10 protein-coding genes are annotated in these 13,272 nt (G+C 71.5%); 4 read left to right on the top strand and 6 right to left on the bottom strand.

From position 1 onward, the window contains the following. Window positions 1–455 precede the first annotated feature (455 nt). The gene (locus tag WAB15_RS37855) at window positions 456–1,382 is read right to left on the bottom strand and encodes a LysR family transcriptional regulator (protein ID WP_407289092.1); all 927 of its coding nucleotides are present in this window, start codon (window positions 1,380–1,382) and stop codon (window positions 456–458) included. 83 nt (window positions 1,383–1,465) lie between these two features. Here WAB15_RS37855 and WAB15_RS37860 point away from each other — a divergent pair, with 83 nt between their 5' ends. Continuing rightward, entirely contained in the window at window positions 1,466–2,368 is a 903-nt protein-coding gene (locus WAB15_RS37860; protein WP_407289093.1) for a PhzF family phenazine biosynthesis isomerase, read from the top strand. A 77-nt stretch (window positions 2,369–2,445) separates the two neighbouring features. Here WAB15_RS37860 and WAB15_RS37865 read toward each other — a convergent pair whose 3' ends face one another. The 5 genes from WAB15_RS37865 to WAB15_RS37885 form a co-directional block, all read right to left on the bottom strand. After that, window positions 2,446–3,327, bottom strand: coding sequence for a carbohydrate ABC transporter permease (locus WAB15_RS37865; protein ID WP_399148475.1), 882 nt, complete (start codon window positions 3,325–3,327; stop codon window positions 2,446–2,448). 34 nt (window positions 3,328–3,361) lie between these two features. Further along, window positions 3,362–4,762: an ABC transporter permease subunit gene (locus WAB15_RS37870; protein WP_407289094.1), complete on the bottom strand. Its 1,401-nt coding sequence runs from the start codon at window positions 4,760–4,762 to the stop codon at window positions 3,362–3,364. 17 nt (window positions 4,763–4,779) lie between these two features. Beyond that, a complete protein-coding gene (locus WAB15_RS37875) occupies window positions 4,780–6,114 on the bottom strand; it encodes an ABC transporter substrate-binding protein (protein ID WP_407289095.1) in 1,335 nt (444 codons plus the stop codon). A gap of 82 nt (window positions 6,115–6,196) precedes the next feature. Beyond that, window positions 6,197–7,969, bottom strand: a complete 1,773-nt coding sequence (locus WAB15_RS37880; RefSeq protein ID WP_407289360.1) for a glycoside hydrolase family 13 protein — start codon at window positions 7,967–7,969, stop codon at window positions 6,197–6,199. A gap of 226 nt (window positions 7,970–8,195) precedes the next feature. Further along, window positions 8,196–9,467 (bottom strand): ABC transporter substrate-binding protein, encoded by a 1,272-nt coding sequence (locus WAB15_RS37885; RefSeq protein WP_407289361.1) that lies wholly within the window; start codon window positions 9,465–9,467, stop codon window positions 8,196–8,198. Window positions 9,468–9,640: 173 nt separating this feature from the next. Here WAB15_RS37885 and WAB15_RS37890 point away from each other — a divergent pair, with 173 nt between their 5' ends. From WAB15_RS37890 to WAB15_RS37900, 3 genes are read left to right on the top strand one after another with little or no spacing between them, the layout of a single operon-like run. Beyond that, the gene (locus WAB15_RS37890; protein WP_399148478.1) at window positions 9,641–10,147 is read left to right on the top strand and encodes a PadR family transcriptional regulator; all 507 of its coding nucleotides are present in this window, start codon (window positions 9,641–9,643) and stop codon (window positions 10,145–10,147) included. After that, entirely contained in the window at window positions 10,144–10,905 is a 762-nt protein-coding gene (locus WAB15_RS37895) for an ABC transporter ATP-binding protein (protein ID WP_407289096.1), read from the top strand. The genes WAB15_RS37890 and WAB15_RS37895 overlap by 4 nt, the downstream gene beginning before the upstream one ends. 3 nt (window positions 10,906–10,908) lie before the next feature. Then, on the top strand, window positions 10,909–13,239 hold the full coding sequence (locus WAB15_RS37900) for an FtsX-like permease family protein (RefSeq protein WP_407289097.1): 2,331 nt from the start codon (window positions 10,909–10,911) through the stop codon (window positions 13,237–13,239). Window positions 13,240–13,272: the final 33 nt, after the last annotated feature.

Genomic DNA, 13,272 nt, shown 5'->3' on the forward strand with positions numbered 1-13,272 from the left:
GCTCGGTAATCGCGGAGCGCCTTTGAGTGCGGCTTGCTCCGCCTAGTCCCCGCTTCTGAGCTGCGGAGATGCCGTCGGGTCGTCATTCTTCGGACCGCTGCCGGGCAAGACAAGAAAGCAAAGTACTAAAGCGAATAGTAGATCGCCTCGGCCCTTGTCATGGAGGTATCGGCATGCAGGCCCTGATCCACATCGTCCGGGAATTGCTGGTGCCCCGTCAGAATGCCTTGTGTGGCGAATGGGCGGGGGACCGCTTCAGGGTGAACTCATATCGTCCTGCCCCGCATGAGGTATTCCGCTATCAAGACGGACAAGTCCCCTATGTCGCCAGCAGATCAATTACTAACCGGCTTAGTTGATGCCGCCCACAGGTATGGCGGATATCACAGGGGAGTCGTCTGGTGTCCGCTATCCGGATCCCCGACGCCGCGCCGGAGCCCGATGCCGGCGTCCGGTCAGGCCCCGTGCGACGCCGCGTCGGAGCCCCCGGCGAAGGTCCGCGTCAGCTCCTCCGCCACGACCCGGGCGCCCGGCGAGACCCAGCGCCTGCGGTGCCGGACCAGCTGGACGGGGACCGGCCGAGCCTCCGGGCCGTCCACCGCGGACAGCCGGCCCTCCGACAGATGCCGTTCGACCGTCACCCGGGGGAGCAGGGTCAGACCGAGTCCGGCCTCGACGCACGACCGGGCGGCGTCGATGCTGCCGAACCGGGTGATCCGGGGACGGGCTTCGGATATACCCAGCAATGTCCGGACGAGCCGATCGCTGTAGGAGCAGCCCTCCTCGTGCACGAAGAAGCTCTCACCGGCCAACTCCTCCCAGTCGGCGGCCCGGTCGGCGAGCCGGTGGTCCGGTGCCACCACGTACGCCAGCGGCTCGCTCGCGACCCGGCGGGCCAGCAGATCGCTCTCGGCGACCTCCGGCTCCAGGAGGAGCGCGAGGTCGAGCCGACCGGTGCGCAGACCGTCCACCGCCGCGGCCGTGCCGACGGAGTGAAGATGGACATCGAGACCGGGGTGGTCGCGCCGCAACGCGGCGATCACCGCGGGCAGCCGTGAGGAGCACAGCGAATCACCCGCCCCCACGGCCACCTCGCCCTCGACCGTCCCGCCCTCCGGGTCGCCTTGCCCGGCCGAGGCCGTCGCGCGGAGCCGGGCCACCGCGTCGAGCACCTCCTCGGCCGCCTCCAGCAGTCGCGCCCCGGCACGGGTCGGCACCGTCCCCGAGGGCAGCCTGTCGAACAGCGGCGTCCCCAGCTCCCGCTCCAGCGTGCGGATCTGGACGGTGACCGTGGACTGCGCCAGATGCAGTGCGCGGGCCGCGGCCGTGAAGCCGCCCGTTCTGGCGAGCGTCACGAAGGTCCGCAGGAGTCTGGTGTCCATCGGCGCACACTATCGTGATACTCGATGGAGGTGAACGAAAACCATCGTTGGACGCGATGGACGCACGGTGCCAGGGTGAGTGCATGACCAGCACACAGCAGTCCTCCACCGCTTCGGCGCCCGCCCTCGACGTACTGCGCTACTCGGCCTTCACCGCGGACCCCGCGGGCGGCAACCCGGCCGGCGTGGCGCTCGACGCCGAGGACCTCGACGACGCGCAGATGCTCGCCATCGCCGCCCGGGTCGGATACTCCGAGACCGCGTTCGTCACCGCGTCCGACCCCGTCGCCCGCCGCTACCGGCTGCGGTACTTCAGCCCCCGCGCCGAGGTCGTCTTCTGCGGGCACGCCACGATCGCCACCGCGGTCGCCCTCGCCTCCCGGACGGGGACCGGCGAGCTGCTCTTCGACACGCCCGCGGGCGAGATCAGGGTGGGGACCACCGCCGACGGCGACGGGCCGGTCCGCGCCACGCTCACCAGCGTTCCGGCGCACTCCCGCCCGGCCGAGGACACCGAGGTCGAACCGGTGCTGCGGGCCCTGCGCTGGAGCCGGGACGACCTGGACGCCGACCTCCCGCCGCACGTCGCCTTCGGCGGCAACGAGCACCTCGTACTGGCGGTCGCCGGCCGGGCACGACTGGCCGCGCTCGACTACGACTTCGACGCCCTGCACGAGATCATGCGGCGGCACGGCTGGACCACCGTGCACCTTGTGCACCGTGCGGCCCCCGACCGCCTCGACTTCCACGCCCGCGACCCCTTCCCCGTCGGGGGCGTCGTGGAAGACCCGGCGACCGGCGCCGCCGCGGCGGCCTTCGGCGGCTATCTGCGCACGCTGGGCCTGGTCACCGAGCCCCTGCGGATCCACATCCGGCAGGGCGAGGACATGGGCCGCCCCAGCGACCTCTTCGTCGACCTGCACCCCGACGACGCCCGGATACGGGTGACGGGCCAGGCGGTTCCCCTGCCGGACCCCGGCAAGTAGGAAGACGGCATGGGCGAGGCGGCGCCGAGAACCCCGGCGCCGCCTCGCCCATCCCCTCCTTGCGCCCCGGGGGCGGGCTACTTGACCGAGCCCGCCATGATCCCCTGGACGAAGTGCCGTTGGAACGCGAAGAACACGATCAGCGGCACGATCAGGGACAGGAACGCACCGGGCGCCAGCACGCCGATGTTGCTGCCGAACTGCCGCATCTGCGACTGCAGGGCCACCGTCAGCGGCTGCGAGGAGTTGTCGGCGAACAGCAGCGCGACCAGCATGTCGTTCCAGACCCACAGGAACTGGAAGATGGCCAGGCTGGCGATGGCGGGCCGGCCCAGCGGCAGCACCAGCTGGGAGAAGATCCGCCACTCCCCGCCGCCGTCCATGCGGGCGGCCTCCAGCATCTCCTTGGGGATCTCCGCGAAGTAGTTGCGCAACAGGAAGATGGCGAACGGCAGACCGTACGCGGTGTGGAAGAGGATCACACCCGGGATGGAGCCGAACAGGCCGAGCGCGCCGAACAGCTTGGCCACCGGCAGCAGTCCGATCTGGACCGGCACCACGAGCATGGCGACCACCACCAGGAAGATCCAGTCCCGGCCGGGGAACTCCATCCAGGCGAAGGCGTATCCGGCCAGCGCGGCGAACACCACCACGGCCAGGGTGGTGGGCACCGAGATCAACACGGTGTTCCAGAAGGCCTGGACGATGCCCGAGTCCTTCAGCAGCGCCGCGTAGTTGTCGAACGACATCTGGCCGGGCGCGGTCAGCGCGGTCCACCACCCGCTGCTCGCGTTCGCCTCCTCCGTACGGAGCGAGGAGAGGAAGAGGCCCGCGGCCGGAGTGAGCCAGACCAGCCCGACGACGGCCAGGAAGATCTGGACCGCGCCGCGGCTGAGCCACTTCGCCGGCCGCGCGGCCGCCCGCTTGCGGGGCGCGGCGGTTCGCTGGACGGTGGTCATCGAATTCTCCTTGCGTGCGAACCCGGCGAGGACGTCAAGACTGGCTCCTGCGGAAGCGTCGGATGTTGAGGGCCATGGCCGGCACCACCAGGAGCAGCAGCAGGACACCGAGGGCGCTGCCCAGGCCCTGGTTGTTGCCGCCGCCGAAGGAGACCAGCCACATCTGCAGGGCCAGGACGTTGGCGTCCTGCTGTACGGGGCCGGGGGCGATGATGTAGACGAGGTCGAAGACCTTCATCACATTGATCACCATCGTCACGAACACCACGCCCAGGACGGGGCCGAGCAGCGGCACGGTGATCCTGCGGAACACCTGCCACTCGTTCGCGCCGTCCATCCGCGCGGCCTCCAGGACGTCCCGGGGCATCGACGAGAGTCCCGCGCCGATCAGGACGAGCGCGAAGCCGGTCCAGATCCACATGTAGGCGCCGATGATGGCGGGCGTGATCAGGGCCGGGCCGAGCCAGGAGACGCCCTCGTAGGGCGGGGCGAAGTCCTTCGCGGGGAGCTGGACGGTGTAGGAACCCGAGGACAGGCCCTTCAGCCGGTAGGAGCCGTCCGGTCCGGTGGTGGCCGTGGCCGTCACCTTGCCGTGGGAGTCGACCGCCTCGACCGAGAGCCGCGGCAGTCCGCGCTCGCCGCGGTCGACGGTGCCGGGTGTGCCGCCACCGCCGGGGGTGAAGTCGAGGTAGACCACACCGCGCAGTTCGCCTTCCGCCACCGGGGCGTCGGCGGCCGGTGCGGCGGGGCGTGCCTGCGGCGGCATGTCCTTGGGCGCCACGCCGACCAGGCCGAGGTTGACGGTGTGTCCGGGGGAGGTGCGGTCGGCCGTGCGGTAGGAGCCGTCACGGCCGTGGGTCAACTGCTTGTCCCCGATGCGCGTCTTGGCGGTGGGGAAGGAGGCGGACTCGCCCTGGACGCTGTCGTGGATGCCGACGGTGACCGCGTTGAGGACGCCGCGCTGCGGATCCTGCTCGTAGGCGAGGCGGAAGATGATGCCGGCGGCGAGGAAGGAGATCGCCATGGGCATGAACATCAGCAGCTTGAACGCGGTCTTCCAGCGGATCTTCTCGGTCAGCACGGCGAGCACCAGGCCGAGTCCGGTCAGCAGCGCGGGGGCGAAGACCACCCAGATCGCGCTGTTGCGGATGGCCCGGAGCGTGGCCGGGTCCTGGAACATCTGGGTGTAGTTGCCGGCGCCGACGAACGTGTCGCCCGAGGCGTCGTACAGGCTGCGGATGACCGAGAAGACGATGGGATAGGCCACGAGGGCGCCCAGCAGCAACAGTGCGGGGAACAGGAACACCGCGGCGATCCGGCGGCGGCGCCGGACGACGCGCCGGGCGGTGTCGGCCCGGCGGTGGGTGCCGCCCGGCGGGAGGGGCGGGGTGCCGCGCGTCGTGGCGCGCGGCACCTCCGGTGTGGTGACAGGCATGGAAGGGGCCCTGTTCCTTACTTTCCGTACGCCTTGGCCGCGGCGGCCTCAAGCTTGTCGGCCGTCCCCTTGGGGTCGGAGGGGTCACGCAGGAAGTCCTGCAGCAGCTTCCACTCGCCGGCTCCCTGGGTGCCGCCGAAGGCCGCGGGCGCCTGGTCGGACATGTCGAACCGCACCGAGTTCCCGGCGTCGGTCAGCGACTTGGCCGCATCGCGGGTGACCTCGTCGTGGTAGGCGCTCGCGGGCACCTTCTTGTTGGGGGAGATATAGCCGCCGGCCTTGGCCCAGACGCTCGCCGCTTCGGGGGAGGCCAGGTACTTCACCAGCTCCATCCCGGCCTTCTTGTTCTTCCCGGTCTTGAGCACCACCGCGGCGTCACCACCGCTGACCACCGGCGCCTTGCCGCCGTCGACGGAGGGGAAGGGGAAGAACTTGGCGTCCTTGCCGACCTGCTTGTGCAGCTCGTCGGTGACCAGGGCGCTGACGAAGTCTCCCTCGTAGACCATGCCCGCCTTCGGCTCCGGGCCGAAGACCTGCTGGACGGACTCGGGGAAGTCGGTGCGCAGCGCGCCCGATCCGCCGCCTGCCACCAGGTTCTTGTCCCCGAACAGCTTGCCCAGAGTGGTCAGCGCCTTGACCACGGTGGGGTGCGTCCAGGGGATCTTGTGGGCGGCGAGCTTGTCGTAGTTCTCCTGACCGGCCTGGGAGAGGTAGACGTTCTCGAACCAGTCGGTGAGCGGCCAGCCGGCCTCGCCCGCCACGGAGAAGGCCGGGACACCCGAGTCGGAGAGGGTGCGGCCCGACGCCAGCAACTCCTTGTACGTCTTGGCGGGCTCGACCCCGGCCTGCTGGAAGGCCTCCGGGCTGTACCAGACGGTCGACTTGTGCGAGGCCTTGAAGTACAGGCCGTAGTAGGTCTTGTCGACCGTGCCGTAGTCCTTCCACACCTTCGCGAAGTTGGTCTTGGCGGCGGCGGAGATCTCCGGGGAGAGCGGGGCCAGCCAGCCCTTCCTGGCGAACTGCTGGAGCACACCGACCTGGGGGACCATCACCACGTCGGGCGCGTTGCCGCCCTCGATCTGGCTGCCGACGACGGTGGAGACGTTGTCGCCGGTGGAGGAGAAGACGACCTTGGCGCCGGTCTTCTCGGAGAAGGCGTCCAGGACCTGCTTGAAGTTGCGCTGTTCCACGCCGGTCCAGACCCCGGCGACGGTCACCGTCTGGCCGTTGAGTTCCTTCTTGCCGCCTCCGGCGGAGACGTCGCCGCCGCATGCCGTGGCGGACAGGGCCAGGCCGAGTACGGCCGCGCCGGAAAGGGCGACTCGGGTGTGTCGTACTGCGGAGCGTCTCATCGTGGGATTCCCTTCGGGAGGACTTGCGAGGACGGGGCGGGGGACTGGCGGGGCCAGCGGGGCGGGGCTTGGAGGGGTGGCGTTATCGGGGGTCGGGGGTGTGCATCCACCAGGCGGCGGTGGAGCCGGGGAGCGTTCCCGGCGGGCAGTCGCCGCTGGCCAGCAGGGGGAGGCCCGGTACGGGCGCCGGCACCGGCTCGGTGCCGAAGTTGACCGCGCAGACCAGGCCGTCGCCGCGGACGAACGCCAGGACCAGCGGCGACGAGGGCAGCCAGCGCAGGGTGCCCTCGCCGAGCTGCGGCAGGCTGCGGCGCAGCTGGAGCGCTTCGCGGTACAGGTGCCAGAACGACCGGGTGTCGGACAGCGCCCGGTCCGTGGTGTGTTCGGCGAACCACGCGGGCTGCGGCAGCCAGGTCGGTGCCGCGTCGGCGGTGGCGGTGAAGCCGAACGGGGAGGCCTGCCCGGACCAGGGCAGCGGCACCCGGCAGCCGTCGCGGACGTGCTGCCGGCTGCCCGTGCGGTGGAAGATCGGGTCGGTGAGGACCTCGTCCGGCAGGTCGACGACCTCCGGCAGACCGAGTTCCTCGCCCTGGTAGATGTACGCCGCGCCGGGCAGCGCCAGCATCAGCAGGGCGGCGGCGCGGGCCCGCGCCGGTCCCCACCCGTCCGCGGGCTCCGTACCGGCGGTGGCTCCGGTCCCGCCGTCGGGCCCGGCCGCGTAGCGGGTGACGGTGCGGACCTGGTCGTGGTTGTTGAGCACCCAGGTGACGGTGGAGCCGGTGGCGGCGATGTCGGTCAGCGCCTCGGAGATCACCGTGCGGAAGGTGTCGATGTCCCAGCGCGCGGTCAGCAGGTGGAAGAAGAACGCCTGGTGCAGCTCGTCGGGCCGGACGTAGGCGGCCTGCTCGCTCGGCGTCCGTACGGAGACCTCGCCGACCAGCAGTCGGTCGCGGCCGTCGCGGGCGGTGTACTCCTCGCACAGCGCGCGCCACTCGCGCCACACCTGGTGCACCTCGGGCTGGTTCCAGGCCAGCGGATTGACCGAGTCGCGGGTTCGCTCGTCGGCCGACGGGTCGGGGGAGTCGGGCAGCTCGGGGTGCTTGAACAGGCCGGCGGCCACGTCGATCCGGAACCCGTCGACGCCGCGATCCAGCCAGAAACGCAGCACCTTCTCGAAGTCGGCGCCCACGGCGGGGTTGCGCCAGTTCAGATCCGGCTGCTCGGGCGTGAACATGTGCAGGTACCACTGGCCGGCGGTGCCGCCCGCCTCGGTGACGCGGGACCAGGCGGGGCCGCCGAACATCGCCCGCCAGTTGTTGGGGGGCAGCTCCCCGTTCTCACCGCGCCCGTCGGCGAAGTGGAACAGCTCGCGTGCGGGGCTGCCCGGCCGGTCCTCCAGGGCGGCGCGGAACCACGGGTGCTCGCTGGAGCAGTGGTTGGGGACGATGTCCAGGAGCACCTTCAGGCCGAGCCGGTGGGCGTCGGCCACCAGGAGGTCGAAGGCGGCGAGGTCGCCGTAGACGGGGTCCACCTGGCGGTAGTCGGCGACGTCGTAGCCGTGGTCGTGCTGCGGGGAGGGGTAGAAGGGGCTGAGCCAGATGCCGTCCACCCCCAGCTTCTTGAGGTACGGCAGCCCCGTGCGGACGCCGTCGAGATCGCCGATGCCGTCGCCGGTGCTGTCGAGGAAGCTGCGGACGTAGACCTGGTAGATCACCGCGTCGCGCCACCAGCGCTGAGCCGTGCTCCGGGACGCGTCCTCGGTGGCGGGAGCGAGCGCGGGGGCGCCCGGGCCGGGGAGGGGGAGAGAGGGCGCGGAGTCGGCCGGCTGGCCGCTGTCCGCCGTGGCTATGAGCATCTGCCGTGATCCCGTTCTTGCAGGGGCGTGCCGTGCGACCTGCTGGTCGCTGTTATGCATGCATGTTAAGTAGGGATGTTATTTGGGTGTCAACGGAGCGGACGAATATGCTCGTTAAGTGTCCTAGTTTGCGGTGACTTGTGCAGTCGCGAGAGGCGCGGCAGCGCGAGGCTGTACCTAACAAGTAACTAGAGAAGGGTCGCCCTCGCGACCGAATGAGACGGGGTCAGCCGCGGCTGACGATCGCCCTCAGCTCGGGCACCAGACGCGCGACGGTGGCGTCCGTGCTCCGCCGGTGGACCAGCGCGTCATGCATCACGGCCTGCACCGCGAGGCTCACCTGGTCGTACTGCGGGCTCTTCAGACGCGGCCTGGCCGCAAGGATGCTCCGCTCGAGCGTGGGCAGGTACGGAAACCGCCGTACCAACTGGGGATCTGTATACAGCCCGGCCCAGACCGGCGGCAGCGCACCCTCGGTGAGCACCCGGCGCTGCACCGCCTCGGACGTCAGATACGAGATCAGCTCGGTGGCCGTCTTCTGGTGCCGCGACTGCGTGTTGACGGCCAGGTTGGAACCGCCCAGCGCACTGGACCCCGGGCCGTCGGGGCCCGGCAGCGGCACCGCGCCGAACTTGCCCGCCACCTTCGAGGACGGGCCGCCGGCGAGCGCGTACGCGTACGGCCAGTTCCGCAGGAACAACAGCCGGCCGTCCTGGAAGGCCTCGCGGGACTCCTCCTCCTTGTACGACAGCGCACGCTGGGGGATCCACCCCTCGCGCACCCCGTCGAGCAGGAAGGACAGGCCCCGCCGGGCCGCGGGGGAGTCCACCGTCACCCGCTCGCCCTCCCCGGCGAGCACCGTGCCGCCCGCCGACTGGACGGCCTCGACGACATTGGCGGTCAGCCCTTCGTACGGCAGGAACTGGCCCGCGTAGCCGTCCAGCCCGTACTTGGGCGCGACCGTCTTCGCCAGATGGGCCAACTCCGCCCAGGTGCGCGGCGGGTGCGCGCCCGCCTTCGCCAGGACGTCCTTGCGGTAGTAGAGCAGCGCCGCGTTGGTCACGTACGGGACCGCGTAGAGCCGGCCACGGAAGGTGGCGGTGTCGACCACCGGCGGCAGGAAGCGATCAAGCGGGAACTGGCCGCCGTCGACCGGCTTGATCCAGCCCGCGGCGGCGAACTCCGACGTCCACGCCACGTCGATGTTCAGCACATCGAAGCGGGCGCTGCGCGAGCGCAGCTCGGTGACCATCTGCGCCCGGACCTCGTCGGCCGCGTCCGGCAGCTCGACCAGCGTCACCTTCTCGCGCGGATGCTGCTCGTTCCAGCCGTTGAGGACGCCCCGCAGATAGCCCGTGAGGTCACCGCCGGTCACCAGCGTGACCGGGCCCCGGCCGTCCGAGCCGCCGGCCGGTTCCCCGGCCTGCGCACCCGCACTGCCCGTGAGCAGCAGCGAGAAAATCAGCAGAGCCCTCCCCGCGGCACGCTTCCACCGCATGGGCTCCTCCTTGAACCAGGCGTCGACGGGACACAGGACCGACAGCCCGCCCCATGTATACCTGTTAGCCATGCGGGATACTAGATGTCGCAGGAAGATACGACGGCGATCCGGCTCACAGTCGGACAGGCCCAGATAACCGGCATGTAGGGCGGGGAGGAGAGGGAGAGAGCGTGCGGCTGCCACTCCTGGCACTGCTGGTCAGCGGACCCGCACACGGCTACGAACTGAAACAGGGCCTTGAGAACCTCCTCGGCGCCGCTTACCCTCAGCCAAATGTCGGCCAGATCTACGTCACCCTCGGCAGGCTGGAGAAGGCGGGCCTGATCGAGGGCGAGGACGTCGAGCAGTCCGACCGTCCGAACAAGCGCATCTACCGGATCACCGAGGCGGGACGGGAGACGGTGGACGCGTGGTTCGAGGAGACCACCGCCGAACCACGGGTACGGGACGAGTTCTTCATGAAGCTCGCCCTGGCCCGCCACACCGGGACCGCAAACCAGATCGCCCTGATCAACAAGCAGCGACGCCATTACCTCAACACCATGCGCGACCTGTCGAAACTCGCGGCCGTCGAGGACCGGGGCAACCGCGTCGCACAGCTGCTGATCGAGGGCGCGATGCTGCATCTGCAGGCGGATCTCGACTGGCTGGAGCGCTGCCAAGAGGAGTTGGAATGAACCGGGACGAGCCATCCGGCCCGATATTGCGGGCAGCCGGCCTGGTCAAGACCCACCGGTCGGAAGGCGCCGCCCCCGTCCACGCGGTGCGCGGTGTCGACCTCCGTATCGAACGGGGCGAATTCGTCGCCGTCACCGGCCCCTCGGGAGCCGGCAAGTCCACCCTGCTGCACCTCCTCGGCGGCCTCGACCGCCCCGACAGCGGCTCCCTCTGGCTCGGCGGCCGCCAGGTCGACGCCTACAGCGAGGCCCGCTGGGCGGTGCTGCGCCGCAAGCACCTCGGCATCGTCTTCCAGTTCTTCAACCTCGTCTCCAACCTCACCGTCACCGACAACGTCGAACTCCCCGCGCTGCTGGCCGGCCGGTCCCCGCGGCAGGCCCGTACGGCCCGTGCCGAGCTGCTCGACGAGCTGGGCCTGACGGGTAAGGAGAACTGCACACCCAGTGAGCTGTCCGGCGGTGAACAGCAGCGCGTCGCCCTGGCCCGCGCCCTGGTCAACACGCCCAGCCTGCTGCTCGCCGACGAACCCGCCGGCAGCCTCGACAGCAGGGGCACCCGCGAGGTGCTGCGGCTGCTCGCCCGCTTCCACCAGCGCGGCCAGACGATCCTGCTGGTCACCCATGACGCCAGGATCGCCAGCGCCGCGGACCGGGTGATCAGCTTCCACGACGGCCAGGTCGTCGACGACGCACACCTCGGCGAGCCCCACGACCGCCCCGCCGCCGGCGTGGCCGACGTACTGAAGCTCAAGGGCTGATCCGTGCGAGCAGCGGCACGCTGGACCCAGGCGCACCTCAGAGCACACCGCCCGGCGGCCGTGCTGATCGTGCTGGCCACCGCCGGGATCACCATCTCCCTCCTGCTGGCCAGCGCCCTCTTCGCCTACGCCACCGACCCCTGGCAGCGCGTCTTCACCCAGTCCGCCGGCGCCCACGTCTGGATCCACACCCAGGCCGACGCCCCCGCCGGATCACTCGCCACGCTGGACGAGGTACGGGCCACCTCCGGCCCCTTCCCCACCGTCCGCACCACCGCCAGCCTCCAGCCCGGCGGCACCAAGGCGACCCTGGAGCTGCGCGGCACGGCCCAGCGCCCCACCACCGCGGCCCCCCAGACCGTCGCCGGCCGCTGGCTCGACGAGGGCGCCGACGCGGGCGCCACCCAGGGCATCGTGCTCGACAGCTCGGTGGCCCGCGCGATGTGGGCGGAGCCGGGCGACTCCCTCGCCCTGAGCGGCTTCAAGGCACCCCTGAGGGTGGTCGGCATCGCCGACACCGCCGAGGCCCCCTTCCACGCGGGCGAGACCCCGGGTGTGGCCTGGGTGCTGCCCGGGACCCTCACCGCCTCCGACGCGGCCCGCGACCAGCGCGGCCGCACCATCGGCCTCCAGCTCACCCACACCGAGGACACCGACTACGTCGTCCAGCGGGCGGTCACCCAGCTCGGCGCCGACCAGATCACCGACGTCTCCACCTGGCGCCAGGCCAAGGCCGAGGCCGCCGGAGACAACAACCTCCTGGCCCGGCTCCTCGGCCTCTTCGGTCTCGGCGCCCTGCTCGCCGCCGCCCTCGCCGTGGGCGGCGCGATCACCAACCGCATCCACGGACACCTGCGGGACATCTCCGTCCTCAAGGCCATCGGCTTCACCCCCGGCCAGGTCGTCCGCATGTTCCTCGCGCTCCACCTCGGTCTCGCCCTGCTGGGCACGGCTCTCGGAGCGCTGCTCGCCCAGACGCTCGGTGCCCTCGTCCCCGGCCGGATCGGGGAGGCGATGACCCTGTGGGAGCAGCTCCCCGAGCACGCCTGGCTGCCCCTGGCGATCGTCGGCGGGGTGATGGCCTTCATCGGCTCCGCGACCTGCCTGGCCGCCTGGCGGGCCGGACGGGTACCGCCGCTGCCCGTCGCCCGCGCCGCCGCGCCCACCGCCGGCCGGCCCTCCGCCACGACCCGGCGGGCGCTCGGCCTCGGCATCCCGCCCGCCCTGGTCCTCGGCTGGCGCGGCGCCTTCCACCGCCCGCTGCGCTCGACGGCCGCCGTGGCACGCCTGGCCGTGCCCCTGCTGCTGATCACCATCGCCCTGGGCACCTGGACCACGCTCGACCGTTTCACCGCCCACCCGGAAAGCGTGGGCCTGCCCGCGGCCCTCACCGCCCGCTCCGACACCCTCGACGACCGCGCGGTGCAGCGGCTGCTCGCCACCGAGCCGGACGTCACCGCCTACCCCGGCACCGAGGTCCAGGCCCTCGTCCCCGGCCAGACCGGGACGATCACGCTGCGCGGGCTGGGCACGGACGCCCGCCCCTACCCCTACGCCATCGCGGAGGGGCGCGCCCCGCACGGACCCGACGAGGCGGTCGCCGGACAGGGCCTGCTGGACCTCCTCGACGCACACGTCGGCGACTGGGTCCGGATGACCGTCGCCGGCCGCCCGCACGTCCTGCACCTCGTCGGCCGCGGCATCGAGACCGCCGACGGCGGCCGCACCGTCTCCACCACCCTCGACACCCTGCGCGAGGAGCCCCCGGCGCCCGCCGGAGCCGGCTCGCCCCGCCCGGACTTCTACCACCTCGTCCTGCCGCACGACGCCGACCCCGGCGCCGTACGCCACGCCCTGACCGAGGTCTCGGCCGGCCGTCTCGAAGTGCGCCAGACGCCCAACCCCGCCGACCAGCTCACCTCGGTCCGTGCCGTGACCGCCGGCCTGATCGCCGTGGTGACCCTGATCGGGCTCGTCGAACTGGCGACGACGGTCGGCGCCGCCGTACGCGACCGCAGTCGCGACCTCCTCGCCCTCCGGGCCGTCGGCCTGACTCCCCGTCAGATCATCGCGGTCATCGTCTCGGCCGCCGGCTTCGTCACACTGGCCGCCGCACTGGCCGGCACGGCGCTCGGCGTCCTCGCCGCCCAATGGCTGATCAACCTCCAGGGTCACACCAGTGGTTGGGGCACCGGCATCGCCCAGCGCCCCGCCCTGAGCCTCCTGCTGCTGGTCGTCGCCCTGGCCGTGACGGTCGCCGGGGCGGCCGCGATACTGCCGGCCGCCCGCGCGGCACGCCGACGACCGGCGGACTCGGCTTCGGACGTGCTGTAGGCCTTGTCCGGGCGAGCGGGTGAGCGGGGCCCG

The organism is Streptomyces sirii, assembly GCF_045690365.1.
GTDB classification, from domain to species: Bacteria; Actinomycetota; Actinomycetes; order Streptomycetales; family Streptomycetaceae; genus Streptomyces; species Streptomyces sirii.